General features: G+C 63.8%; 22 protein-coding genes. 11 read left to right on the top strand and 11 right to left on the bottom strand.

Annotation, left to right across the window (positions count from 1 at the left end):
• Positions 1–50 precede the first annotated feature (50 nt).
• From V3W39_RS17625 to V3W39_RS17610, 4 genes are read left to right on the top strand one after another with little or no spacing between them, the layout of a single operon-like run.
• Positions 51–2,171 carry a TonB-dependent receptor gene (locus V3W39_RS17625; RefSeq protein WP_177121741.1) on the top strand — a complete coding sequence of 707 codons (2,121 nt, stop codon included), beginning with the start codon at positions 51–53 and terminating at the stop codon, positions 2,169–2,171.
• Between the two features lie 42 nt (positions 2,172–2,213).
• Positions 2,214–3,788, top strand: coding sequence for a flavin monoamine oxidase family protein (locus V3W39_RS17620; RefSeq protein ID WP_330213021.1), 1,575 nt, complete (start codon positions 2,214–2,216; stop codon positions 3,786–3,788).
• Positions 3,789–3,813: 25 nt separating this feature from the next.
• On the top strand, positions 3,814–4,305 hold the full coding sequence (locus V3W39_RS17615; RefSeq protein WP_177115442.1) for a RidA family protein: 492 nt from the start codon (positions 3,814–3,816) through the stop codon (positions 4,303–4,305).
• 36 nt (positions 4,306–4,341) lie between these two features.
• Positions 4,342–7,029, top strand: coding sequence for a TonB-dependent receptor plug domain-containing protein (locus V3W39_RS17610; RefSeq protein ID WP_330213020.1), 2,688 nt, complete (start codon positions 4,342–4,344; stop codon positions 7,027–7,029).
• Between the two features lie 129 nt (positions 7,030–7,158).
• On the opposite strand, the gene V3W39_RS17605 is transcribed toward V3W39_RS17610, so the two are convergent.
• From V3W39_RS17605 to V3W39_RS17585, 5 genes are all read right to left on the bottom strand, one after another.
• Complete coding sequence (locus V3W39_RS17605; protein ID WP_177121742.1) at positions 7,159–8,046, bottom strand: LysR family transcriptional regulator; 888 nt, start codon at positions 8,044–8,046, stop codon at positions 7,159–7,161.
• Between the two features lie 211 nt (positions 8,047–8,257).
• The gene (gene ycaC / locus V3W39_RS17600) at positions 8,258–8,881 is read right to left on the bottom strand and encodes an isochorismate family cysteine hydrolase YcaC (protein WP_177041590.1); all 624 of its coding nucleotides are present in this window, start codon (positions 8,879–8,881) and stop codon (positions 8,258–8,260) included.
• 17 nt (positions 8,882–8,898) lie between these two features.
• Positions 8,899–10,737 carry an amidohydrolase gene (locus tag V3W39_RS17595; protein WP_330213019.1) on the bottom strand — a complete coding sequence of 613 codons (1,839 nt, stop codon included), beginning with the start codon at positions 10,735–10,737 and terminating at the stop codon, positions 8,899–8,901.
• Positions 10,734–11,327 (bottom strand): antibiotic biosynthesis monooxygenase, encoded by a 594-nt coding sequence (locus V3W39_RS17590; protein ID WP_177115441.1) that lies wholly within the window; start codon positions 11,325–11,327, stop codon positions 10,734–10,736. Before V3W39_RS17590 ends, V3W39_RS17595 begins: the two co-directional genes overlap by 4 nt.
• Before the next feature lie 80 nt (positions 11,328–11,407).
• On the bottom strand, positions 11,408–12,316 hold the full coding sequence (locus V3W39_RS17585; RefSeq protein WP_177041559.1) for a LysR family transcriptional regulator: 909 nt from the start codon (positions 12,314–12,316) through the stop codon (positions 11,408–11,410).
• Between the two features lie 205 nt (positions 12,317–12,521).
• Between V3W39_RS17585 and V3W39_RS17580 the strand changes: the two genes are divergently transcribed.
• Both V3W39_RS17580 and V3W39_RS17575 read left to right on the top strand, forming a co-directional pair.
• The gene (locus tag V3W39_RS17580; RefSeq protein ID WP_177041558.1) at positions 12,522–12,920 is read left to right on the top strand and encodes a helix-turn-helix domain-containing protein; all 399 of its coding nucleotides are present in this window, start codon (positions 12,522–12,524) and stop codon (positions 12,918–12,920) included.
• Positions 12,921–12,985: 65 nt separating this feature from the next.
• A complete protein-coding gene (locus V3W39_RS17575) occupies positions 12,986–15,778 on the top strand; it encodes an ATP-binding protein (protein WP_330213018.1) in 2,793 nt (930 codons plus the stop codon).
• Here V3W39_RS17575 and V3W39_RS17570 read toward each other — a convergent pair.
• Both V3W39_RS17570 and V3W39_RS17565 read right to left on the bottom strand, forming a co-directional pair.
• Positions 15,725–17,272 carry an ATP-binding protein gene (locus V3W39_RS17570; RefSeq protein WP_330213017.1) on the bottom strand — a complete coding sequence of 516 codons (1,548 nt, stop codon included), beginning with the start codon at positions 17,270–17,272 and terminating at the stop codon, positions 15,725–15,727. The genes V3W39_RS17575 and V3W39_RS17570 overlap by 54 nt on opposite strands.
• A gap of 88 nt (positions 17,273–17,360) precedes the next feature.
• Positions 17,361–18,311, bottom strand: a complete 951-nt coding sequence (locus V3W39_RS17565; RefSeq protein WP_330213096.1) for a GlxA family transcriptional regulator — start codon at positions 18,309–18,311, stop codon at positions 17,361–17,363.
• A 181-nt stretch (positions 18,312–18,492) separates the two neighbouring features.
• Between V3W39_RS17565 and V3W39_RS17560 the strand changes: the two genes are divergently transcribed.
• Both V3W39_RS17560 and V3W39_RS17555 read left to right on the top strand, forming a co-directional pair.
• A complete protein-coding gene (locus V3W39_RS17560; RefSeq protein WP_177133914.1) occupies positions 18,493–19,215 on the top strand; it encodes a pirin family protein in 723 nt (240 codons plus the stop codon).
• Between the two features lie 136 nt (positions 19,216–19,351).
• Positions 19,352–19,699: a hypothetical protein gene (locus V3W39_RS17555; RefSeq protein WP_177121747.1), complete on the top strand. Its 348-nt coding sequence runs from the start codon at positions 19,352–19,354 to the stop codon at positions 19,697–19,699.
• Positions 19,700–19,975: 276 nt separating this feature from the next.
• Here V3W39_RS17555 and V3W39_RS17550 read toward each other — a convergent pair whose 3' ends face one another.
• Entirely contained in the window at positions 19,976–20,974 is a 999-nt protein-coding gene (locus V3W39_RS17550) for a quinone oxidoreductase family protein (RefSeq protein ID WP_330213016.1), read from the bottom strand.
• Between the two features lie 102 nt (positions 20,975–21,076).
• Between V3W39_RS17550 and V3W39_RS17545 the strand changes: the two genes are divergently transcribed.
• Positions 21,077–21,940, top strand: coding sequence for a LysR family transcriptional regulator (locus V3W39_RS17545; protein ID WP_177121749.1), 864 nt, complete (start codon positions 21,077–21,079; stop codon positions 21,938–21,940).
• A 6-nt stretch (positions 21,941–21,946) separates the two neighbouring features.
• On the opposite strand, the gene V3W39_RS17540 is transcribed toward V3W39_RS17545, so the two are convergent.
• Complete coding sequence (locus tag V3W39_RS17540) at positions 21,947–22,348, bottom strand: (R)-mandelonitrile lyase (RefSeq protein ID WP_330213015.1); 402 nt, start codon at positions 22,346–22,348, stop codon at positions 21,947–21,949.
• A gap of 71 nt (positions 22,349–22,419) precedes the next feature.
• Positions 22,420–23,415: an aldo/keto reductase gene (locus tag V3W39_RS17535; protein WP_177041550.1), complete on the bottom strand. Its 996-nt coding sequence runs from the start codon at positions 23,413–23,415 to the stop codon at positions 22,420–22,422.
• A 99-nt stretch (positions 23,416–23,514) separates the two neighbouring features.
• Between V3W39_RS17535 and V3W39_RS17530 the strand changes: the two genes are divergently transcribed.
• A complete protein-coding gene (locus V3W39_RS17530; protein WP_330213014.1) occupies positions 23,515–24,408 on the top strand; it encodes a LysR family transcriptional regulator in 894 nt (297 codons plus the stop codon).
• Here the strand turns inward: V3W39_RS17530 and V3W39_RS17525 are convergent.
• Positions 24,396–25,289 carry a LysR family transcriptional regulator gene (locus tag V3W39_RS17525; RefSeq protein ID WP_330213013.1) on the bottom strand — a complete coding sequence of 298 codons (894 nt, stop codon included), beginning with the start codon at positions 25,287–25,289 and terminating at the stop codon, positions 24,396–24,398. The genes V3W39_RS17530 and V3W39_RS17525 overlap by 13 nt on opposite strands.
• Before the next feature lie 117 nt (positions 25,290–25,406).
• Between V3W39_RS17525 and V3W39_RS17520 the strand changes: the two genes are divergently transcribed.
• A partial coding sequence (locus V3W39_RS17520) for a GFA family protein (protein ID WP_330213012.1) occupies positions 25,407–25,831 on the top strand: 425 nt, incomplete at its 3' end.

The following is a 25,831-nucleotide window of genomic DNA, read 5'->3' as shown; positions in this document are numbered from 1 at the left end:
AGGTGGAGGCCCGACTTTGCCTAAACCGTCAACCACCTCAGGGGTCCATCATGAGTCCTACCGCCGTACCCAATCGCCTGACACTGGCCGTCTCCCTCGCCCTGTTCGGCCTCACCGCCCACGCCGATGACACCGCCCTGCCGGTGGTCAACGTCACCGCCGAGCACCGCAGCGAAGACCTGCAAAAAACTCCGCTGGCGATTTCCGCGTTCGACGAAAAGGCCCTCGAAGACAAGCAGATCAACAGCGTGCGCGACCTCGCCGGCCAGGTACCGAACCTGACACTCAGCCGCCAATCGATTTCCTACAGCGCCCAGACCTATGGCATCCGCGGCATCGGTGAAACCGACCCGATCCAGGAAGCCGCCGTCGCCGTCTACGCCGATGACCTGTACATCCCCCGCGCCATTTCCTCGATGCTCGACTTCAACGATGTGGAGCGCGTCGAAGTGCTGCGCGGCCCTCAGGGCACGCTGTACGGACGCAACAGCAGCGCCGGCGCGATCCGTGTGATCACCCGCGACCCGACCCAGGAAACCCGTGGATTCGTGGAGCTGGGCGCCGGCAGCTACGACGCGCAGAACGCCCGCCTGCTGATCAGCGGCCCGTTGGTGGACAACGCGCTGTTCGGCAGCTTCTCGGCGATTCGCCTGAGCCGCGATGGCACCGTGTCCGACCCTACACGGGGCAAGGACGTGAACAACGTCGACATCCAGTCCTATCGCGGCAAGCTGCGCTACAAGCCGGTGGATTCGCCCTGGGATGTGCAACTGACCCTGGCCGGCACCTTCGACCGGGGCGACACCACCAGCTACACGCCCTTCGACGCCAACGGGCATTTCGACAAGTTCAAGAGCTACAGCAGCCTCGACCCGAAGAACCGCCTGGACCAGGGCAGCTCGGTGCTGCGGGCGATCTATGCGATCGACGATCATCTGAGTTTCAAGTCCGTCACCGCCTACTCGGCGTTCCACCAACCGGTGGACTACGACAACTCAGGGCAAGCCGCGCTGATCCAGAACAACCTGATCCTGTACAAGCAGAACTACGCGACCCAGGAGTTCCAGCTCAACGGCGACTACGACGATTTCAGCTTCAGCACCGGCGTGTACCTGTACCGCGAGAAGTTCGACGCCGACCGCGACAACCTCACCTATTCCGTCGCCCGCAACCGGGTGATCGGCCAGGGCCAATACAGCACCACCAACACCGAAAGCTATGCGCTGTATGGCCAGGGCACCTACAAGCTCACGCAACAACTGTCGCTGATCGCCGGCTTGCGCTTTACCCGCGAGCACAAGAATTTCGACTTCACCAACTATGCGATCAACACCGACCGACAGATCACCGGCACCAACTTCACCGCCGAGTCGAGCAAATCCTGGCAATCCACCAGCCCGAAAATCGGCTTCGAATACGCCTGGACCCCACACCTGAACCAGTACGCCTACGTCGCCAAGGGCTTCAAGGCAGGCGGCTACGACAACCGCGCACCGACCCAGGCCGCCGCCGAACAGGCGTTCTCCCCGGAAGACGTGACCACCTGGGAAACCGGGGTCAAGGGCGACTTCTTCGACCAGCGCCTGCGGGCCAACGTCGCGGTGTTCTACAACGACTACAAAGACCTGCAAACCAACGCCTATGACCCGGCGCTGGGGGTGAGCCTGCGCACCAACGTTGGCCGTGCCCACACCTACGGCGTGGAGCTGGAAACCCTCACCGCCCTGAGCCGCGACCTGCAACTGACCGCCAACGTCGGCTACCTGCAAAGCAAGTACGACGACTTCCAGAACGCCAGCGGTGCCGGGGTGGATGCCAACGGCAAGCAGTTGGTGTTCTCGCCGCGCTGGAACGCCAGCCTGGGCCTGAACTACACCATCCCGGCCGGGCTGCCCGGCACTCTGCTTGCGGGCACCGATGCGCAGTTCCAGACCAAGTCCTACGCCAATGCGCTGAACGACGACATCCAGGAAATCCCGCAGCAAACCTTCTGGAACGCCAACACCCGCTACATCAGCGGCGACGGCCACTGGACCACCACCCTGGCGGTGAAAAACCTGCTGGACCGCGCCTACCCGCAGTCGGTGGGCTACGTGCCCTCCAGCGGCGCCCGCTACTACTCGGTCAACGACCCGCGAACCCTGTTGCTGACCGTGCGCTACGACCTCTGACGCTACTACCTCCAAAAGCACCGCTATCTCAAGGAGCGAATCATGGCTTTTACCCGCAGGGAACTGATTTCCCGCATTGCCGCCGTGGGCGGTTATTCCGCCGCTGTCAGCGCATTGGGCGCGCTGGGGCTGACGCCTCAGGCAGTGGCATCGAGCTTCACCCCGCTGCAATTGGGCAGCACCGGCAAAGGCAAGAGCGTGGTGGTGGTCGGCGCCGGAATCTCCGGGCTGGTCAGCGCCTATGAGCTGCGCAAGGCCGGTTTCAACGTGACGATCCTGGAAGCCCGTGACCGGGTGGGTGGGCGCAACTGGACGCTGCGCCGAGGCACCAAAGTCGACTTCGACGACGGCGTCAGCCAGACCGTCGACTTTGACGACGGGCAGTTTTTCAATGCCGGCCCGGCGCGGATTCCCAGCCACCACCAAACGATCCTCGGCTACTGCCGCGAACTGGGTGTGGAGTTGCAAGTGCTGGTCAACAGCAGCCGCAATGCCCTGGCCCGGCCGGACACGCAGCAGCCGGCGTTCCAACTGCGCCAGGCGGTCAACGACACCCGCGGCCAGCTCTCTGAACTGCTGGCCCGCACCGTCAGCCGCAAGGCGCTGGACCAGGACCTGAGCGTGGACGACCGCAAAGCCCTGCTGAGTTTCCTCAAGGTGTATGGCGACCTCAACGGCGACCTGCAATACAAGGGCTCGGTGCGTTCCGGCTACACCCGCGTGCCCGGCGCCGGCGACCAGACCGGCGTGACCCGCGCGCCGCTGGAGCTGCAAACCCTGCTCAATCCCAAGCTGTGGGGCGCGCTGGTGTTCGATGAAATACCTGAGTTTTCCTCCACCATGTTCCAGCCGGTGGGCGGCATGGACCGCATTCCGTATGCCTTCTACGAACACCTGAAAGATGCGGTGCGTTTCAACGCTGAGGTCAGCGATATCCAGACGTCGGAGCAAGGCAGTCGCATCAGCTACCGCGACCGTCTCAGCGGCAAGACCCAGACCCTGAGCGCCGACTACGCCATCGTCACCGTGCCCTTGCCGCTGCTGGCCAAGCTTGCGAGCAACTTCACGGCACCGTTCAAGCAGGCGATCCAGACCGCACAAAGCGACCAGGCCAACAAGGTGGCGTGGCAGGCACCGCGCTTCTGGGAAACCGACTTCAACATCTACGGCGGCCTGTCGTACCTCGACCATGAAGTCAAAGGCTTGTGGTACCCCAGCGACCGTCTCAACAGCGCCCAGGGGATTCTGGTGGCGGCCTACAACACCAGCGAATCGGCCCAGGCCTTCAGCCAGAAATCCCTGGCCGAACAGTTCGCCTCTTCACGCCAGGCGGTGGAGCTGCTGCACCCCGGCCACAGCACCAAGCTGCAAAAACCGGTGGCGATCAACTGGTCGAAAGTCAGCTACAGCAAGGGCCCGTGGATCGTCAACGACGAGGTCGGCGAAAGCGCCTATCGCGTGCTCAACGAACCTCAGGGCCGCACGTACCTGGCCAGCGACGCCCTCGCCCACGGCGGCGTCGGCATCTGGCAGAACAGCGCCGCCGATTCGGCACGGCGCATCGTCGCGCTGATCGGCCGCCATGCCGAACGCCAGCAACCGGGCGTTGCCGCCTGAAATTTCTCACTCAGGGAATGAACTCATGAAGACTCTTCTTGCAGGACTGCTGATGACCGCCACCACCCTCGCCGCCCACGCTGATGAGATCAAGCGCGTGCCGCTGCCCAACTCGAACTTCCCGATCTCGCTGGCAGTGTCGGTGCCACCGCAGACCGAGCTGCTGTTTGTCAGTGGGTTGCTGGCTGATGTGCATGACGCCAAGGCGCCGAAAGACTCGTTTGCCGCGTATGGCGACACGGCGATCCAGACCACTTCGATCCTGAACAAGCTCAAGGGTGTGCTGCAAAGCCAGGGGCTGGACCTGGGGGATGTGGTGCAGTTGCGGGTGTTCCTGGTGGGTGATCCTGCCAAGGGCGGCAAGCTGGATTTTGCCGGCTTGCAGGATGGCTACACGCCGTTCTTCGGCAGTGCCGAGCAACCGAAAAAGCCGGCGCGCACGGCGGTGCAGGTCGTCGCGTTGCCACTGCCCGGTGGGCTGGTAGAAATCGAAGCGGTTGCCGCGCGCAAACGCTGACAGGGACATCACCCGAGACCAAGGAGCTTCACTCTCATGCGAAAAATCAACTGGCTGACCACGCCTTTGTGGCGAGGGAGCTTGCTCCCGCTGGGGCGCGTAGCGGCCCCAAAACCTGACACCGCCGTTCTCCTGGAAAGCCGTGGCGCTGGCGTTGGGGCTGCTGCGCAGCCCAGCGGGAGCAAGCTCCCTCGCCACAGCAAGCTCCCTCGCCACAGCAAGCTCTCTCACCACAGCAAGCTTCCTGACCGCAAAAAGTTACACCGGCACAATCAACTGAAACTCCTGCCGCTCTCGCTGGCCTGCGGCCTGGCCTCCTTCGGCGTCGAATCCGCCGAAGACCGCTCTCCCACCCTCGACACCGTGGTGGTCACCGGCAACCGTGGCGCCGAGCAACGCACGGTTACCACCAGCCCCACGCCGATTGATGTGATCAGCGGCGAACAACTGCGGGCCGTGGGCAAGCCGAGCCTGCTGGAAGCCCTGGGCAAACTCATTCCCTCGTTCAATCTGCCCGACCGCGCCGGTTGGGACGCCAGCGGCGTGGTGCGCTCGGCCACGTTGCGCGGCCTCACCGCTTCCCACGTACTGGTGCTGGTCAACGGCAAGCGCCGCCACACCAGCGCCACCCTTAACATCAACGGCATCAACAGCGGCGCCGCTCCCAGCGACCTGGACCTGATCCCGGTAGCCGCCATCGACCATGTGGAAGTGCTGCGTGACGGTGCGGCGGCGCAGTACGGTTCGGATGCGATTTCGGGGGTGATCAATATCATCCTCAAGCAGACCACCGGCGGCAGCTCCGACACCACCCTGGGCCAGAACTACGACGGCAAGCGCGGCACCGGCCAGGAGGCGCTGAACTATGGCTTTGCGGTGGGCGAAGCCGGGGTGCTCAACGTGTCCCTCGACACCCGCTACCAGGAGCGCGACAACAAGGCCGGCAGCAACGGTTACAGCAGCCATTACTACCCGCTGGCCGATGGTTCACCCGACCCGCGCGAAGCCACCTCCAGCCACCACACCTACAAAGGCTATGGTTCGCCCCGCAGCCAACTGGCCGACGTCGCCTACAACCTCGACCTGCCGCTGAACGACGACCTGACGCTGTACTCCTTCTCCACCCTCGCGACCCGGGAGAACAACGACGGCCAGAACTTCCGCCTGCCCAACGGCCGCAACACCATTACCACCGGCCCCAATGGTTACCCCAACGGCTACAGCCCGTACTGGCTGGTCAACGAGACCGACTTTCAATCGGCCTTCGGCGCGAAGAGCAATGACCTCGGCGGCGGCTGGGCCTGGGACCTGAGCAGCACCTACGGGCGCAACTACGCCAAGCAGCGCACCTACGACAACCAGAACCCGTCCCTGGGTGAAAGCACGCCGAACAAGTTCACCTCCGGGATCTACATCGCCGACCAGCTCACCACCAACCTGGACCTGAAAAACGCCTACGAGATCGGCCTGGCCAAGCCGCTGGATGTAGCGTTCGGCCTGGAGCACCGGCGCGAAAGCTACGAGACCCGCGCCGGCTCCGAGGCATCGTATATCGATGGCGGCTACGTGTTCCCCGCGGGCCATCCACGGGCCGGGCAGCGACCCGACCCGGGCGCCCAGGTCACCAACGGCATCCGCCCGGAAGACGCACAGAAGATCAGCCGCAACAGCGTCGCCAGCTATGTCGACCTGGGCTTCTACCCCACCGAGCAGTGGTACGTCGGCGTGGCCGGGCGCTACGAGCATTACAACGAAGGCGTCGGCGGTACCCGCAGCGGCAAGCTCAGCACTCGGTATGCGTTCAACCCGGTATTCGCCCTGCGCGGCACCGTGAGCAACGGCTTTCGTGCGCCGTCCCTGGCCAACGAAATCTTCACCGCGCGCTCTACCGGGTTCGACACCATCAACGGGGTGTACCAGTCATATAACTACGTGATCCTGCCGGTGGATTCCGCCGGTGCCCAGGCCCTGGGCGCCAAGGCGCTGAAGCCGGAGCGCTCGACCAACTTCAGCCTCGGTTTCGCCCTGACCCCAAGCGACGACTTGAGCCTGACGGTGGACGGCTACGTGATCAACCTGCGGGACCGCCTGGTGCTCAGCGAACGCTTCCAGGGCCCGGGCATTGCGGCGTTGCTGGACGGCATCGGCGTACCGGCCACGGCGGGCGCGCAGTACTTCACCAACGGCGCCAACACCCGTACCTCCGGCGTGGACGTGGTGGGCAACTACCGGCAAAACCTCGACCGCTATGGCTCGGTGAAATGGACCGCGGCGCTGAACTACAACCACACGCAAATCCTCAGCGTCAACGACACCCCGGCGCAGCTCGCCGCCCTGGGCGACTTCCAGTTGATGGGCCGCCAGTCGCGCGCGCTGATCACCAAGACCTCACCCAGCAGCAAGATGATCTTCTCTGCCGACTGGGCGATCCACGACTTCGACGTCAACCTGCGCTTGACCCGCTACGGCACCTACACCGAGGTCAACAGCTCCAGCGACCCGAGCCTGGACCGCACCTATTCGGCCAAGTGGATCACCGACCTCGACGTGGCGTACGCGATCACCAAGCAACTGACGGTGGCCGTGGGCGCGCAGAACCTGTTCGACAAATACCCGGATCACATCGGCGTGAAGAACTCCTCGTTCGGCGACAACTGGGGCAGTTATTCGCCGTTCGGGTTTACCGGCGGGTATTACTACAGCCGGGTGCAGTATGCGTTCTGAGTGCACCTCCCCTGTAGGAGCGAGCTTGCTCGCGAAAAACGCAAGGGCAATGGGTGCTTCCAGGATGCCCGCGCCATCGTTAACGTCCTTCGCGAGCAAGCTCGCTCCTACAGGGGGACGTACGTTTGACTAGCAACCGCCGGCCAGGCGTTCACGCAAGAACTCGATCAACGCCTGCACCGGGCGCGAGCTCTGGCGGTGCTGGGGGTACACGGCGGAAAGGGTCAGGGACTCGGGCGCGAAGTCTTCCAGCAGCGTCACCAGCCGGCCATCCTGCAGGGCTTGGGCGACGATAAAGTTCGGCAAATAGGTGATGCCCAATCCTGCCACCGCAGCATCCCGCAGCAACTCGCCATTGTTGACGCGCATGCGCCCGCTGACGTTGCGGGTGTGGGGTTTGCCGTCGACCTTGAAGTGCCATTGCACCTGGCGGCCATGGCCGTAGGGCAGGCATTCGTGGTCGCCCAGGTCGTCGGGGTTCCGGGGCGTACCGTGGCGGGCCAGGTAGTCCGGGCTGGCGCAGTACACGCGTTGCACGCTGGCGATGCGCCGGGCGATCAGGGTCGAGTCTTCGAGGATACCGATGCGCAGCACCAGGTCGTAGCCTTCGCTGATCAGGTCTACCGGGCGGTCGCTCAGGTCCACTTCCACCGTGACGTGGGGGTGGCGTTGCAGGAACAGCGGCAGCAGGCAGCCCAGGTGCGCCATGGCGAACGACAGCGGCGCGCTCAGGCGAATGGTGCCACGGGGGTCGGTGTTCTGGCCGGCGATGCCCTGCTCCACTTGCTCGACTTCACTGAGCAGGCGCAGGGCGGATTCGTAGTAGCTCTGGCCCAGGGGCGTGACGTCCAGGCGGCGCGTGGAGCGGTTGAGCAGGCGCACGCCCAGGCGTTCTTCCAGCTGGATCAGGCGGCGGCTGACAAATTGCTTGGACAGCCCAAGGTGTTCGGCGGCGGCGGTGAAACTGCCGGATTCCATGACCTGGCAAAACAGGCGCATGTCTTCGAAGGGGTTCATTGTCGCTTCTCGGTGGACGCTGAAGCTCTTTATAACCGGGTTGTCGCATCACCATCAATCAAATGTCGATACCCCTGTGGCGAGGGAGCTTGCTGTGGCGAGGGAGCTTGCTCCCGCTGGGCTGCGTAGCGGCCCCAAAAATCCTGGGAGCGCTTCGCACTCCAGCGGGAGCAAGCTCCCTCGCCACAAGGAGGTTGCTTCGGCCCTGAGGTTACTTCGCCGCCAGCGCCGAGTAGCTGTTCATCAGGTTGCGGTAGTTGGGAATGCGCGGCGACAGCAAGTTGGCCAGGCCTTCCATGTCGTTGCGCCAATCCCCTTGCAGCTCGCAGGCCACCGAGAACCAGTTCACCAGTTGTGCACCGGCAGCCGTCATGCGGGCCCACGCGGCCTGTTGCACGGTTTCGTTGAAGGTGCCCGATGCATCGGTAACCACGAACACTTCAAAACCTTCGGCCAGGGCCGACAGCGTCGGGAAGGTCACGCACACGTCAGTCACCACACCGGCGATGATCAGTTGCTTGCGCCCGGTGGCTTTCACCGCCTGGACGAAATCTTCGTTGTCCCACGCGTTGATCTGGCCAGGACGCGGGATGTACGGCGCGTCCGGGAACAGTTCTTTCAGCTCCGGCACCATCGGGCCATTGGGGCCGTTTTCGAAGCTGGTGGTGAGGATGGTCGGCAGCTTGAAGAACTTGGCCAGGTCCGCCAGGGCCAGCACGTTGTTCTTGAATTCGTTGGGCGAGAAATCCTGTACCAGCGAAATCAGGCCGGTCTGGTGGTCCACCAGCAGTACCACGGCGTCATCTTTGTTCAGGCGTTTGTAAGACATGGGAATACTCCTTTGGGGTTGATTCAGAAGGCAAAACACGAGCAGCCAAACGCGCCCCAGAAACCCTGGAAGTCGCTGACCGGCACGCTCGACAGACGCGCCCGCTCATGGCTATGGGAATGCACGCCACACGGGCCGCTGCACTGGTGCACCTGGGCCTGCAGCGGTGACGCCGGGCGCCAGTGGCCTGGCACCTTGACCACCGGCGACCAGTCCGGCAGTACCGGCACGCTGGGTGGCGCGAAGTCTTCAAAGTCGCCGGCGCCGTACACCACCTTGCCGCCGACCACGGTCAGTACCGATTCGATCCACTTGATGGCTTCTTCATCGACGCTGAAGAAGTCCGCCGACAGTGCCGCCACGTCCGCCAGTTGGCCGACCTTGATCTGGCCTTTCTTGCCCTGTTCGGACGAGAACCAGGCGCTGCCGTGGGTGAACAGTTCCAGGGCGGTCAGCCGGGGCAAGCCTTCGGCGTGCAGTTCCAGCCCGCCCACGGTGCGGCCGCTGACCATCCAGTACAGCGAGGTCCAGGGGTTGTAGCTCGACACCCGGGTGGCGTCGGTGCCGGCGCCCACCGGCACGCCTTCGGCGAGCATGCGCTTGATCGGCGGCGTGGCCTCGGCGGCCTTGGCGCCGTAGCGCTCCACAAAGTATTCGCCCTGGAATGCCATGCGGTCCTGGATCGCGATGCCGCCGCCCAGTGCTCGCACCCGCTCGATGTTCTGCGGGGTGATGGTTTCGGCGTGGTCGAAGAACCATGGCAGGCCGTTGAACGGAATGTCGCGGTTGACCTTCTCGAAGACGTCGAGCATCCGTGAGATCGATTCGTTGTAAGTAGCGTGCAGGCGGAACGGCCAGCGCTGCTCTACCAGGTGGCGCACCACCGGTTCCAGTTCCTGCTCCATGGTCAGGGGCAGGTCCGGGCGCGGCTCAAGGAAGTCTTCGAAGTCGGCCGCCGAGAACACCAGCATTTCGCCGGCGCCGTTGTGGCGCAGGTAGTCGTCGCCCTGGTGCAGGGTCACGCTGCCGGTCCAGTTCTTGAAGTCGCTGAGTTCTTCCTTGGGCTTCTGGGTGAACAGGTTGTAGGCGATGCGCACGGTCAGTTGCTCATCCTTGGCCAACTGTTCGATCACCGCGTAGTCGTCGGGGTAATTCTGGAAACCGCCGCCGGCGTCGATGGCACTGGTGAGGCCCAGGCGGTTGAGTTCGCGCATGAACTGGCGGGTGGAGTTCACCTGGTATTCCAGGGGCAGTTTCGGGCCCTTGGCCAGGGTCGCGTAGAGAATCATCGCGTTGGGCCGCGCCACCAGCATGCCGGTGGGGTTGCCGTTGCTGTCGCGCACGATCTCGCCGCCGGGCGGGTTCGGTGTGTCCTTGGTGTAGCCGGCCACCCGCAGGGCTGCGCGGTTGAGCAAGGCGCGGTCATACAGGTGCAGCACGAACACCGGCGTGTCGGGGGCGGCCTGGTTGAGTTCGTCGAGGGTGGGCATGCGTTTTTCGGCGAACTGGAATTCGTTCCAGCCGCCCACCACCCGCACCCACTGCGGCGTGGGCGTGCGGTCGGCCTGGTCCTTGAGCATGCGCAGGGCATCGGCCAGGGACGGCACGCCTTCCCAGCGCAGTTCGAGGTTGTAGTTCAGGCCGCCACGGATCAGGTGCAGGTGCGAGTCGTTGAGGCCGGGGATCACGGTGCGGCCCTTGAGGTCGATGACCTGGGTGCCGCTGCCGCGCAAGGCCAGGGCTTCGCCGTCGGTGCCTACCGCGACGAAGCGCCCCTGGTGGATGGCGACTGCCGTGGCGCGAGGGTTTTCACGGTCCACGGTGTGGAACTGGCCATTGAACAGAATCAGATCGGCGTTCATAGGGTTTCCTTTACAGAGGCTTCAAGCCAGGGCGCGAACAGGCGTGTGGCAGCCGGCATCAGCAGGTAAACCACCAGTACAACGATGGTCAGGGTGACCAGGAAGGTGGCGACGATGTAGTTGGACAGGAACGGATGCAGCCTCAGGACCGGGCCCCAGATGATGGGCACCAGCAAGGTCAGCGGCAGGATCACCAGCAGCGTGACCACCGCCTGCTTCCAGCGCGGCGGCTTGGCGGCGTTATCGGCCAGGGGCGAAAACCAGAACTCGTTGACCGCGCCGATCTCGGTCTGGTCGCCGTCGGCCAGCATTGGCGTGGCTTCGTTGATCAGCGCCTGGCGTTGGGGTGAATCCAGCCAGCGCTCCAGGTCGTCGGTGGAGCGGTAGCGCAGCACACAAGTGAACAGTACAAGGCCGCCCTGCTTGCTGCGCACCACGTCGACGCCCAGGTGGCCCGGGCGTTCACCGGCGATGCGCACGATGCGCCGCAGCCAGGCTTCGTAGTCGGCTTCAAGGCCGGGTTTGATGCGGTGCTTGACCACCAGGGTGACCACCTCGTCCGGGCCGCCTTGCCGCGCTGCTGAGTCCATCGTGCTCCTCCCGTAAATACCTAAGCGATGACCGCAGTGTGGGGTCAGGTGCCACGGAAAAATTGGATGTACGTGCTCTGTTACAACGCCCGGGACATGTGTTCGCCAATTCGCGAGCGCAACCAGCGTTCCGCCGGATCATTGTCGTGCACCCCGCTCCACACCATCGACAGCTCTGCCGCATCGATGGCAAACGGTGGGTCCTCGGCCCGCAACCCGCAGCCTTCGATCAGCGCGCACGCGGCATAATCGGGCACCGTCGCGATCATCTCGCTGCCGGCCAGCAGCGCCCGCAACCCACTGAATTGCGGCACCGCCAACACCACCCGTCGCGCCCGGCCGATGCGCGCGAGGTCCAGGTCGATGTTGCCGCTCAAGTCACCGGAAAACGAAACCATGGCATGGGGCCGTGAACAGTAGTCATCCAGGGTCAACGGCTCGGGCCGGTCGTCCCCCCGCAGGACCTTGCACGGAATATCCCGCAGCTTCTTGCGCTTGGCATTGGCCGGCAGCTCGGTGGTGTAGCTGACCCCCACGGAAATCTCGCCACTGGCCAACAACGCCGACATCAACAAGTAGTTTGCCCGCCGCACCACCACGATGATCCCCGGTGCCTCTTCGCGCAGCTGGCTGAGCAACGGCGGAAACAAGCCGAACTCGGCGTCATCCGACAGCCCGATGCGAAACACGGCACAGCTGGTGGACGGGTCGAAGTCCTTTGCACGGCTGACCGCGCCGGAAATGGTGTCCATGGCCGGTTGCAACTCCTTGAGGATCGCCACTGCCCGTGGCGTGGGCTCCATGCCGCGACCATTGCGCAGCAGCAGCGGGTCATCGAACAGGTCGCGCAACCGGCCCAGGGCCGCACTCACTGCCGGCTGGCCCATGAACAGCTTTTCGGCCACCCGGGTCAGGTTCTTTTCGAACATCAGGGCCTCGAAAATCACCAGCAGGTTCATGTCGACACGGCGCAAGTCGTTGCGATTCATAGGGTTTCCCGGGAGGTGAGGACCTCGTCAGCTAACCACGTTCAAGGCGTGTGCAATTGCATGCCTGTGCTGTCTTTTTTCCGCAGTCACCTGGCGAAATTAACAACGATTAACTCGCCAGCCAGACAGCCCGGCGCCAAGAATACGGCCGTCTACACTGGACTTTCACTCACCGGGAACGCTCCCATCGACCACGGAATCTGTCATGGCCCGACTTGAGCAAATCGCACCTGACCGGCACGCGCACTCCCCCGCCACCGGCGGCCTGTGTACCCGCCGCGAACGCATGGTCAAACAGCTGATCCTGGCGAATCTTGGGGAAAGCCTGGAGGTCACCGAGCTGGCCCGCGCCTGCGCCCTGTCCCGCAGCCACTTCTCTCGCGCCTTTAAATGCACCACGGGCCTCTCTCCCCAGGAATGGATTCGGCAACAACGTATCCAGCGGGCCAAGGAATTGATCATCAGCTCTGGGTTGAGCCTGACCCAAATCAGCCAGGAATGCGGTTTTTGCGACCAGGCGCACTTCTGCCACATTTTCAGCCGCAGCGAAGGCGTGAACCCGATGACCTGGCGAAACCACCAACTGCGCGTGGTCGCCGCCTAGTGGTGATTGCACCCCGGCACAAACCTCTGGAATATGCACCACAGACCCCGCTCCAGAGACCGCGCATGAGCAACCCCAGCGACCAGGCCATGCATTTCGGCCCCTACCGGATCCACCCGCGCCAGCGCGTGGTGCTGGAGGGTGGCCGGCCGTTGCGCCTGGGCCGCAGGGCGGTGGATATCCTGCTGATTTTGCTGGAGCACGCCGGCCAGGTGGTGAGCAAGCAGGAGCTGATCGCCCGGGTCTGGCCCAAGACCGTGGTGGAGGATGGCAACCTGCGGGTGCACATGGCGGCCCTGCGCAAGGCCCTGGGCGACGGCCAGGCCGGGCAGCGCTATATCGTCACCGTGGCCCAGCGTGGCTACAGTTTTGTGGCACCCCTGAGTGTCGAGCCCACTGCATTGGAAGGCCACAGCCCAGGGGCCCATCCAGGGCACAACCTGCCGCTGCGCCGCACCCGGATGCTCGGGCGCCAGGCCCTGATCGAAAGCCTGGTGCAACAGTTGCCGCAACACCGCTTCATCACCCTCACGGGTGCCGGCGGTATCGGCAAGACCACCGTCGCCCTGCGGGTGGCCGAACTGCTGATCGGACGTTACCGCGACGGCATCCGCCTGCTGGACCTGGCGCCCCTGAGCCAACCCTCGATGATCTTGCCCAACCTGGCCGCCCTGCTGGAGCTGACGCCGCCCAGTCACGAGCCCTTGTGCGGCCTTGCCGGCCTGCTGCGTGAGCGCCAGATGTTGCTGGTGATCGACAACTGCGAGCACCTGCTCGACGACATTGCGCTGATCAGCGAAACCCTGCTGCGCAGTGCCCCCCAGTTGCACATCCTGGCCACCAGCCGCGAAGCGCTGCGCGCCGAAGGTGAGTTCGTGCAACGCCTGGAGCCTTTGGCGTGCCCGCCGGCCACTGGCGATCGCGCCGAAGCCATGGCGTACCCGGCGCTGCAATTGCTGGTGGAGCGGGCGCTGTCGCGCTGGGACGGCTTTGAACTGAGTGACGCCGACCTGCCCCTGGCCATTGATATCTGCCGGCGCCTGGACGGCATTCCCTTGGCGATCGAACTGGTGGCGGCGCAAATCGAGCGCTTTGGCCTGAAGGGTTTGCTGGTGCAGATGGAGGATAATTTCCGCCTGTTGACCCGCGGCCGGCGCAGCGCCCTGCCCCGGCACCAGACCCTGCGCGCCACCCTGGAGTGGAGCTTCGATCTGCTGACCACCTGCGAACAGGTGTGCCTGCGCCGCCTGGCAGTGTTCCGGGGAGGCTTCACCCTGGAGTCGGCGGCGGCGGTGATCGCAGCTGAGCACATTGAACCGACGCAGGTGCTGGGTTCGATCACGCAGTTGGTGGCCAAGTCCCTGCTCACCGTTGAGGTGGGCGATGAAGAGGTGGCTTATCGGCTGCTGGACATCACCCGCACCTATGCCCTGGAGAAACTCAGTGCCGCCTGCGAGCTGGAGGCCAGCCGTGAGCGACACGCCGCCCGATGCCTGACCCTGATGAATCAGGCGCAAGCCGACTGGGAACGAGTGCCCACCCAGCAATGGCTCGACCGCTATGCAGCGTGCCGCGAAGATGTGCGGGCTGCCCTCGACTGGGGGTTGAGCCAGGCCGGCGCGCCGCTGCTGGCCATCCGCTTGACGGTCAGCGCGATGCCGCTGTGGCAGGAACTGTCGCTGCTCACCGAACATGGTTTGTATGTGGGCAAGGCCCTGGCGTTGCTTCAACAGTCGGCTGCACCCTGCGCGCACTTGCACCTGCAACTGCAATTGGCCCTGGGCAGCTTTTCCTATCACACCCAGGGCGCAACCCCGCAGACCATCAACGCCTTTGAGCAGGCACGGCAACTGGCCGAAGGCAGCCACGATCTCGCCGGCCAGCTCAGGGCCGTGTCCGGCCATATGGCAGTCAACCTGTGCAACGGCAATTACCGCCAGGCCCTGCGCCAAAGCCTGCATTTTGACCGCCTGGACCCCAACGCCCTACCGCTGCTGGACTTGAGCGCACAACGCCTGCGGGTACTGGCGCAACATTTCGCCGGCAACCAGGCGCTGGCGCGGCACAACGCCGAACAGGTGATGCAACGCATGGCCCACAGCGGCCATCTCAATCGGTTTACCCATGGATTTGGCGTGCAATACGACCAGAGCGTGGCGTCGCTGACGGTGCTGGCGCGCATCCTCTGGCTCCAGGGTTTCCCGGAACGCGCCTGGCGCACCGCGCGCCAGGCGCTGGAGCTGGCGCTGCAAATCAATCACGGCACCTCGATCTGCTACACACTGGCCCTCGCGGGTGTGGTCATTGCCCACTACAACGGCGACGACGGGGCCGCAAGATCAATGCTGGAGCTGTTGGCGCAGCAGGCTCGAAAACACTCGGTGCTGCTGTTCGACACCTGGGCCAGGCATTACGCGTGGGCACTGGACGGCGTGGTGCACCAGGACGCCACCCCGGGCATGGGCCTGATCAGGGACATCGTGGTGACCCTGCACACCCGGGAGGTGGATGAGGCCTGCTTCGAACGCGCCCGCCAGGGTGCTGCGGGCTGGTGCACCGCAGAGATCCTGCGGGCGCGGGCCGAAACCCTGCTGCGCCAGGCTGCCCCCTCCACAACGCAGGTGGCTGAAGCCCTGTTGCTGGAAGCGCTGGGGCTGGCTCATCAGCAGGGAGCCTTGGCCTGGGAACTGCGCAGCGCTATGTCACTGGCCCGGTTATGGCAGCGCGAGGGCCGATACGCCGCCGCGCGCGACCTGTTGCAAAGCGTCCATGGGCGCTTTACCGAAGGGTTTTCCACACCGGACCTAGTGAGCGTGCGCGGCCTGCTCGACGAACTGCACCACAAACTGCCGGCCTGAAAACGGCCCAAGGTAATGCCCGTAGCCCTGCTGCAACAGGGCCACCTGGTCGGGGTCACCCAGGCGGGCCAACGCGTAGGCGCGTACGCTGTTGAGCAGGCGATAACGCCGGGGGCCGGGGCCAGGTTCGACGGTCAGCAGCGAGGTGGCTACCAACCGTGCCAGCAGATAAGGCAAGTCGGCGTGTTCCAGTTCCGTGCCGGCAATCAGCGCGCCCAGTGTCGGCACAGTCACCGCCATCTTGAACAAGCCCAATTGGAGAAACAGCCAGCGCTCCGGCAGGCTCAAGCGCTCGTAGGTCCAGTCCAGTGCCGCGCTCATGGATTGATGACGCCCAACGGCCGTGCGCCGCCCGCGAGTCAGCACCAGCAAGCCATTCGCCAACTGCACTTGCAGGCCCTTGATGCCCAGGGCATCGACCTGGGCCGCCGCCAGTTCCAGAGCCAGCGGGATACCGTCGAGGCGCCGGCAGATATCCCGCAGGGGCGCCAGGTCTTGCCTGCGTAAGCCAAAGCCCTGTTGGCAAGCCTGGGCCCGGCTGACAAATAACTGCACTGCTGGATAAGCCAGCGCGTGTTCGACATCGGCCAATGCCGACAACGGCGGCACTGCCAGCGCCGGCACCCGCTGAACCCACTCGCCGGGAATGTGCAAGGCTTCGCGACTGCTCAGCAACAGCGTCACCCCGGGCGCCATTTCCCGTAGCGCGAACACCAGGTTGCGACACGCGGCCAATGCCTGTTCACACCCATCAAGGACCAACAGCAATTGCCGCGACGCCAGTTGCCGGCAAAAACCTTGCAACGTGCCACCCGGTTCAACGGCGATCCCGAGTACCTTGGCCAGTTCACCGACCACACCCGATAGCTGGCGGATACCGGCCAACTCCACCCGCCACACACCGTCGCGATAACGCGCCAGCACCTGCTCGGCCAGGTGCAGGGCCAGGGTAGTTTTACCGACGCCCGCGCACCCGGTGAGCGTCATCAGCGATTGCCCCGGCAAACGTCGTGCAAGGGCATGCGCCAGCGGATCCAGGCCAAACACCGGGACAAGACGAGCCGGCAGGTTATGTTCAGGTAAAGGCTGCGCAGGTTCCGCGTGCAGCGGCTGCGTCGCGACAAAACAATAGCCGCGCTGCGGCAGGTTGATGATATAGCGCCGCCCGCCCTCGCCATCGGCCAGGGCACGGCGCAAGGCCGCGATGTGCACCCGCAGGTTGTTCTCCTCCACCACGCTGCACGGCCACACCCGGGCGATCAGCGTCGCCTTGCTGACAAACTCCCCGGCCTGCTCCACCAGCACCGCAAGAATGTCCAGGGCGCGCCCACCCAACGGCAGCGGCCTGCCCTCTTCGCACACCAGGCGCTGCTGGGGATAGAAGGTGAAGGGGCCGAAGCGCACTGCGCATTCCGGTTCAATCGTATGAAGGCTGTTCATGCTCGTCAAAGCGCTGAAACACCCGGCCTTGGGCGTCTGCGCATCCTTTTCCATGGGACTGACAGCTATCTTGCCAGCTACCGGTGACAGGACAATGCTGGCACAGGGATCCACACGGACATTCAGGTGCGCCAGACGGACATCAGCTGAATTGCTGGCGGTATTGGGTTGGGTTCAAGCCGAGTTTTTCACTGAACAGAAAACGCATGTGTCGCACGCTGCCAAAGCCTGCGTGAAACGCGACGGTCTTGAGCGGCAGGTCGCTGCTCTCCAGCAAGTGCCGGGCGCGATCGATGCGCGCACCTTGCAGGAAGGCCATCGGGGTCATCTGCACTTCCTTGGCGAACACCCGTGCAAAGTGCCGCGTACTCATGCCCGCCAATTGCGCCATGGACTCGATGGTAAAGGCCTGGTCCAGCCGCTCCAGCACGTGGGTCTGCACCCGGGTAATCGCAGTTTCCTGAGGGGCCACCGCAGCGGTCATCGGGCTGAACTGGGCTTGCCCGCCCTGGCGCTTCATGACCACCAGCAACACCTTGGCCACATCGACCGCCACTTGCTTGCCGTGGTCCTGGGCGACGATGGACAGCGCCAGGTCAATGCCCGCCGTCACGCCGCCCGAGGTGATGAGACGACCGTCCTGCAAGTAGATGCGGTCGGTCTCGACGATGGCCTTGGGAAAGGCCTTGATCAGCCGCTCGGTGTAATGCCAATGGGTGGTCACGCGCTGGCCGTCCAGCAAGCCCGCGTACCCCAGTACGAAGGCGCCGGTGCAGATGGAGCCGAACCGCCCGGCGCGGGGCGCGGCCGCCTTGAGCCACGGCAACAAGGCCGGGTGGCATTCGTTGTAGGCACCGGGGCCGCCGGGCACCAGTAGCAAGTCATACGCCTCGTGGGCCTGATCCAGTGGCAGGTCGGGGTGCACCACCACGCCATTGGAGGCCCGCAGCGGCCCAGGCTCGGTCCCGAGGGTCAGGATCTGATAGTGGGCGGACGGTTCCAGATAGCGATTGGCAATGGAGAACACTTCCAGCGGCCCGGCCATGTCGAGCAGGAGGAAGTCGGGAAACAGCGCCATGGCCACGGTTTTCATTGTAGGGAATTGTCCATTCAGGGAGATGAATCCACGCATTATGGCATGCCATCAACTGTCAACTGATACAGGACAGTCATTCCGATTTCAGCTTCTTAATCAACCTATCGCTAACCAGTAACCTTCTGCTCACACCGAAGCCCTGCATCTCGCAGCCAGCTTCCCTTGAGGAGAACACCCCATGCTGACCCTTCGCAAAGCCTCGGAACGCGGCGCCGCCAATCACGGTTGGTTGAAGTCGTTTCACACCTTCTCGTTCGCCAACTACTGGAATCCCAAGGAGCAAGGTTTTTCCGACCTGCTGGTGATCAACGATGACCGGGTTGCCGCCGGCAAGGGCTTCGGCCAGCACCCGCATCGCGACATGGAGATTTTCTCCTATGTGCTCGAAGGCGCCCTGGAACACAAGGACACCCTGGGCACCGGCTCGGTGATTCGCCCAGGCGATGTGCAACTGATGAGCGCCGGCAGCGGCGTGGCCCACAGCGAGTTCAACCACAGCCACACCCAGGGCGTGCACTTCCTGCAAATCTGGATCGTGCCGAATGTGGCCGGCGCCGAACCGCGCTATCAGCAAGAGCACTTCACCGAAGCGCAAAAACGCGGCCGGTTGCAGTTGATCATTTCGCCGGAAGGCACCGATGGCGCCCTTGGCGTGCGCCAGGATGCGCGGGTGTATGCCGGGCTGTTCAACGGCTTTGAAACCGCGAGCCTCACCCTGGCCCCGGAGCGCTATGCCTACATCCATGTGGCGCGGGGCAGCGTTGAAGTCAACGGCCAGCGCTTGCACGAAGGCGATGGTGCCCGAGTGCGCGATGAACGGGAGATTCACCTGAGCCATGGCGAGAATGCCGAAGTGCTGGTGTTCGACCTGCGCCCTCGGGAACTGCCTGAAATGCCGTGATGGTCGGCGCGATGGCCCGGGAAAACGGGCCATCGCTGGCGTCGATAGTCACCATCAGCGCAATGAAGTTCTCTAAAAAAATCCACCGCGTACCATCACATCCATACCAACCAATGACATCCCGGAGCACACCATCATGAAACGCCAACTCTTGCTTAGCCTCACTTTCTCGGTACTTGCTGTAAGCGCCTTTACCCAACCTGCCCTCGCTGAAGGCGGCGCGGATCGCCTGATGGACAGCCGCGTGGCTGAGGGTGGTTCGGACCGTTTGCTGGAACGTCGTGTGGCGGAAGGTGGTTCTGATCGGTTGCTGGAACGTCGTGTAGCTGAAGGTGGTGCTGATCGTCTTCAAGAAAACCGCGTGGCTGAAGGTGGTGCTGACCGTCTTCAAGAAAACCGTGTAGCTGAAGGTGGTGCAGAGCGTCTTCAAGGCAACCGTGTAGCCGAAGGTGGTGCAGACCGCCTGATGGAAAACCGCGCATAACCCCAGCTGTTTGCGGTTCACCCCCAGCCGGCCTGATCAGCCGGCTTTTTTTCGCCTGCTGTTTACCACTCTTCAACAGCGCCACAAAACCCTGTGGCGAGGGAGCTTGTGTGGCGAGGGAGCTTGCTCCCGCTGGGCTGCGCAGCAGCCCCAATGAATGCACCGCATTTCTTCAAGGAGACCCCATTGGCAGGTTTTAGGGCCGCTTCGCAGCCCAGCGGGAGCAAGCTCCCTCGCCACGCAAGCTTCCTCGCCAACGTAAGTCGCCGTTCGCGGTTAACACAGCTCACGATCCAGCCACACTACCGCCTTGCCAATCTGCTGCCTGGCTTCAATCCGTGCATGCACCTGCTGAACCTGTTCCAGGGTGTAATGCCCTTCGATATCCACCGTCAGCGAACCCTCAAGCATCGCCGCGAACACCGCATTGGCACGCCGTTGCACAGTCGGGCCGTCGGCCATGTGGTCGTTCAGCCGTGGGCGGGTCAGGAACAGTGAGCCAGCCTCCCCCAACTCCATCGGGTCCAGATCAGTGATCGAGCCGGAGACATTGCCGTAATTGACGATCAACCCCCGCGTACGACAGGCCTTGAAACTTTCCCGCAACGTGGCCTTGCCCACCGAATCGAACACCACGTCCACACCCTGCCCTTCGGTTGCCGACAATACCCGCTCGGCAAATCCCTCGTATTGCCATGCCTGATCAGCGCCACGCTGACGGGCAATCGCACATTTTTCGGCACTGCTACCGGTGGTGAATACCGTGGCGCCGAGTCGATGGGCCATCTGCACCAGCAACTGGCCGATGCTGCCGGAAGCCGCATGGATCAAGCAGCTGTTGCCCGCCTGCAACCGGGCCACATCTTCAATCAGGTAGTGCGCCGTGCAGCCCTGAAACATCGACGCCGCCGCCTGATCGAAGCCGATCGCATTCGGAATTTGCGCCACCCGCGCCGCAGGCACACTGGCGTATTCAGCGAACGCGCCCCAGGAGATGCACCACGCCACCCGATCGCCCGGCGCCAGATGGCTTACGCCCTCGCCCACTTCCACCACCACACCGGCGCCTTCCATGCCCAGGGTGCACGGCAGGCGCACCGGGTAAGTCACCGATTGGGCGTACTTGCCCTGGCGGGTGTGTACATCCATAAAGTTGATCCCGGCGCAGGCCACCTTGATCAGCACATGGCCGGGCGTCACCCGGGGCTTGGGCATATCCAGACGCAGTTGAACGACCTCAGGGCCGCCGTAGGTTTCAAGGGTGAGGGCTTTCATCGTGGGACAACTCCATTTGCGGTGGGAATGCGCCATGGTAAAAGGCACCACTCTGTACGAGAATTCCCCAATACCTCCCACCCTCCGTGCGGAAATAACCCGATGTTTGATTGGCAGGATCTGTATTTCTTCACCGTACTGGCGCGTACCCGGTCGCTGTCGGCGGCCGCCCGCGAGCTGCAGGTGGAACACGCCACCGTGGGCCGACGCGTCGATGCCTTGGAAAAAGCCCTCGGCGTCAAACTGGTGGACCGCCTGCCCCGCAGCCGGCCACTCACCGAGGAAGGCCTGGCACTGGCGAAACTGGCGGCCGGGATGGGCGAGATGGCCACTGAAGTGATGCGCCTGTCCCGCGTGGCCTCGATCGAGGTGGCCGGCACTGTGCGGGTCAGTTGCCCGCCGTCGATTGCCATCCACTGCATCGCACCCCACGTTGCACGGTTCAGGACGCAGTATCCCAGGCTGAATATCGTGTTGATGTCCTCGACGACCCTCGCCGCCCTGGACAAAGGCGAAGCCGATATCGCCCTGCGTACCGTGCGTCCCGACGAAGAAGCGCTGGTGCGCAGAAAGGTCGGCGCCGTGCGTTTCGGCCTTTATGCCACGCCCGAGCTCAAGCAGTTACCCGCCGAACAGTGGACGTTCATTGCCTATGACGCCACCCGCGACCACCTGCCCCAACAGGCGTGGATGCATCAGGTGCGCGGCAACCGCACGATTGCCTTTGCCGCCAGCGACCTGATTACCCAGCAGATGGCCGCCCGGGCCCAGGTCGGCGCGGTGGTGTTGCCCACGCTGGTGGGTGATCACGACGCGGCATTGGTGCGGCTGGCAACGAATACCGAAGGCCCGGTTCGCGATATCTGGCTGACGGTGTATCCCGACATGCGCCGCTCGCCTTCGGTGAAGGTGGTGATGGAGTTTCTGGTGAGTTGCATCGAAGGCGAGCCGCAGTTGCGGCGGTGAAGCTGATTACTGCGCCGCGTACTGCTCGTCGCTGACCTGCTCCATCCAGTCCACCACCTTGCCGTCGAGCATTTCGTTGATCGCGATATGGATCATGGCGGTGTTGGCCGTGGCGCCATGCCAATGCTTGACCCCGGGGGCAATCCACACGGTGTCGCCGGGGCGAATTACCCGCACTGGCTGGCCCCATTCCTGAACCTGCCCCAGGCCTGCGGTCACGATCAATGTCTGCCCCAGGGGATGGGTGTGCCATGCAGTACGTGCGCCCGGCTCAAAGGTGACGAAGGCGCCGGTGACGCGCGCGGCGTCGGTACCCTTGAAAGGTGAGTCCACACGCACCGTGCCGGTGAAATAATCCGCCGGGCCTTTGGCTGAAGGCTGGGAACCGTTGGGCATAATGGTCAGCATGGGGGGCTCCTGTGCCTGTGAGTCGAGTGCCAGTAATGAGAGTGAAAGCGCAGTGGCTGCGAGGCTGGTTTTCATAGGCCGGTCATCCGTTCCAGGGCTTCGGGATAGCGGTCGCCGTGCACAGCGATGTTGGCAGCGGCGACGTCCAGCTCACTGAGTTCTGCCGCGCTGAGCTGCACCTCCACCGCTCCAAGGTTTTCGGTCAGGCGCGAGGTTTTGGTGGTGCCCGGAATCGGTACGATCCAGGGTTTCTGGGCCAGCAACCAGGCCAGTGCGATCTGCGATGGCGTGGCGTGTTTGCGCTGGGCGACCTGGCGCAGCAACTCCACCAACGCCTGGTTGGCCTGCAAGGCTTCAGGCGTGAACCGTGGCAAATTGCTGCGAAAGTCCGAGCTGTCAAAGGTGCTGTGACTGTCGAACTTGCCCGTCAGAAAGCCTTTGCCCAAAGGGCTGTAGGGCACCAGGCCAATGCCGAGCTCCTCCAGCAGTGGCAACACCTCGGCCTCGGGCTTGCGCCACCACAGCGAGTACTCGCTTTGCAACGCGGTCACCGGTTGAACGGCGTGGGCGCGGCGGATGGTCGAGGCGCCGGCTTCAGACAAACCGAAATGCTTGACCTTGCCTTCCTGAATCAAATCCTTCACCGCGCCGGCCACCTCTTCGATCGGCACATTCGGGTCAACGCGATGCTGATAAAACAGGTCGATAACATCCGTCTTCAGGCGCTTGAGCGAGGCTTCGGCCACCTGGCGAATATGCTCCGGCCGGCTGTTGAGACCCGACCATTTGCCGTTGCCGGACGGGTCCAGGGCAAAGCCGAACTTGGTGGCGATCACCACCTGCTCACGCAGCGGCGACAGGGCTTCACCCAGCAGTTCTTCATTGATGAACGGGCCATAGACTTCGGCGGTATCGAAGAAGGTCACGCCTTGCTCAACGGCGTTGCGCAGCAAGGCAATCATCTGCTGTTTGTCCGCCGCGGGGCCGTAGCCAAAGCTCATGCCCATGCAACCGAGGCCCAGGGCCGAGACTTCAAGCTGGCTGTTACCGAGTGTGCGTTTAAGCATGGTCGTTCTCCGGAAAAAGGGGCTGATTCCAATCTAACAGTTACGAATTGTGATAATTAGCCGCTAGAATCCGAAAATACTTATGAGGATGACTCACCAATGCTCAGGGAAAACGCCAATGACCTGCTCGCCTTTCTGGCGGTAGCCCGTGAGCGCAGCTTTACCAAGGCGGCGGCCAAACTCGGGGTTTCCCAATCGGCGCTGAGCCATACCATCCGTGCCCTGGAGGCGCGCCTGGGGCTGCGCCTGCTGACCCGCACAACCCGCAGCGTGTCGCCCACCGAAGCCGGGCAACACTTGATCGACACGGTCGGGCCGCACTTCGATGAAATCCAGGTGGGCCTTGAAGGCCTGAGCCATTTGCGAGACAGGCCGTCCGGCACCCTCCGCATCAACGCCATGGACCACGCGCTGGAATTCATCCTGTGGCCGGTGTTGCAACCGTTCCTGGCGAAGTACCCGGATATCTGCGTGGAAGTGTGTTGCGACTACGGCTTTGTCGACATCGCCGCCCACGGTTTTGATGCCGGTGTACGCCTGGGGGAAGACGTGGCCCAGGGCATGATTGCCACGCGCATCAGCCCCGACATGCGCATGCTGGTGGTGGGTTCACCGGCCTACTTTGCCCAGCGCGAGATCCCCCGCACGCCCCGGGACTTGACCGATCACGCCTGCAACAACTTGCGCCTGCCCACCAATGGCGGCCTGTATGTGTGGGAGTTCAACAAAGGTGGGGAAAGCCTGAATGTACGGGTGTCTGGCCAGGTGACGTTCAACGGCGTGTACCCATTGCTCAAGGCGGCGGTCGACGGCTTCGGCTTGAGCTACATCCCCGCCGACCTGGTGGCGCCTTATCTGGCGGACGGGCGACTGGTGCAGGTGCTGGATGACTGGTGCGCGCCGTTTGCCGGCTTCCATCTGTATTACCCCAGCCGTCGCCAGGCCTCGCCCGCCTTTGCGCTGCTGGTGGAAGCGCTGCGTTATCGCGGCTGAAGAAAATCCGCCAGGGCACCGCCCAGGGCATCGAACACCACGGCAATGCGCTGCACCTTGCGCATGTCCTGGTGCATGGCGATCCACACGTCGACATTGAAATCCACCTGCCCTTGCAGCACGCGCACCAGGCCGTGACGTTGCGCCACCTGGCCTGAACACACGCCAATCCCCAGCCCGGCACGCAGCGCGGCCAACTGGGCGAGGTGATCGTCGGTGCGGATCACCGCATGGGGTGCCGAACAGTCAAAACCGCGCTCACGCAGGAATTCGATCTCCAGCAGATTGCGGTCCGGCCCGATCAGCGGGTAGCCGTGCAATTGCGCCACGGTGTCCGGGGTGCCCTGCTCCGCCAGCAACTCTGGTGCGGCGTACAACCCCACTTGCAGGTCGCCGACCTTGCGCGCGACCACCGTAGCTTCCGTGGGGCGGCGGATGCGCACGGCGACGTCGGCCTCCTGCAGCGCCAGGGCTTGCAGGCGGTTGGACACGCTCAATTCAATGGCCAATTGCGGATGGTCGCGGCGCAGGCTACGCAACATCGGCGGCAGTACCTCCACCCCCAGCAGCTTGCCGCTGGTAAGCCGCACCGTGCCGCCGGCCAGCGCCGCGTCGGCCGAGGCGGCGCGGTTGAAAGCGTTGGCGGCAACGGCCATCGCTTCGACGTGGCTGATCAGGTCCTTGGCGGTGTCGGTGGGCAGCAGCCCGACGGGTGAGCGGATAAACAGACTGACCCCGACGCTGAGCTCCAGCGCCTCGATCCGTCGCCGCGCGGTGGCCTGGGCAATCCCCAGCAAACGGGCCGCGCCCGACAGGCTGCCGGTACGCAACACGGCGAGGAAAGCGCGCTGGGTTTCCCATTGAAGTAGAGGGGGGTTCATACATTTCCTGTGAGCCGCTGGGCAGTTTTGGCGGATGTTCTTTGTGCGGGGGCTGCGGCATGCTGGCGAGCATACCCGATGGGCGTTTCGCCCTCACTTTGCACAGGATCGTTTTTGATGACACTCACCGGCCAATGCCGCTGCGCCAGCGTGACCTACACCCTCAATACCGACGCGCCACTGGCGGTGTACGCCTGCCATTGCCAGCACTGCCAGACCTGGAGCGGCAGCGCGTTTGCCCTGCATGCGCTGTTGCCGGCGGACACGTTGAAGGTCGAGGGGGCGCTGACGGGATATGGCTATGAGGTTGATGGGCAGCGTTCGGAGCATCAACTGTGCGGGGTGTGCCATACGCGGATCTGCAACACCACGACGGCCGCGCCAGGGTTGGTTGTGCTGCGGGTCGGAACGCTGGATGAGAGCCCGGCCGTGCAGCCGGTGGCGCATATCTGGGTGCGACACAAGCAGCCGTGGTTGACGCTGGCGGAGGGCGTTCCGACGTGGCTGGAAAGCCCTACGCCCCAGGCGTTTGCACAAGCATT

Source organism: Pseudomonas sp. Z18(2022) (genome assembly GCF_036346535.1).
Taxonomy (GTDB): domain Bacteria; phylum Pseudomonadota; class Gammaproteobacteria; order Pseudomonadales; family Pseudomonadaceae; genus Aquipseudomonas; species Aquipseudomonas yamanorum_A.
This window is presented reverse-complemented; position numbering and strand designations above follow the sequence as displayed.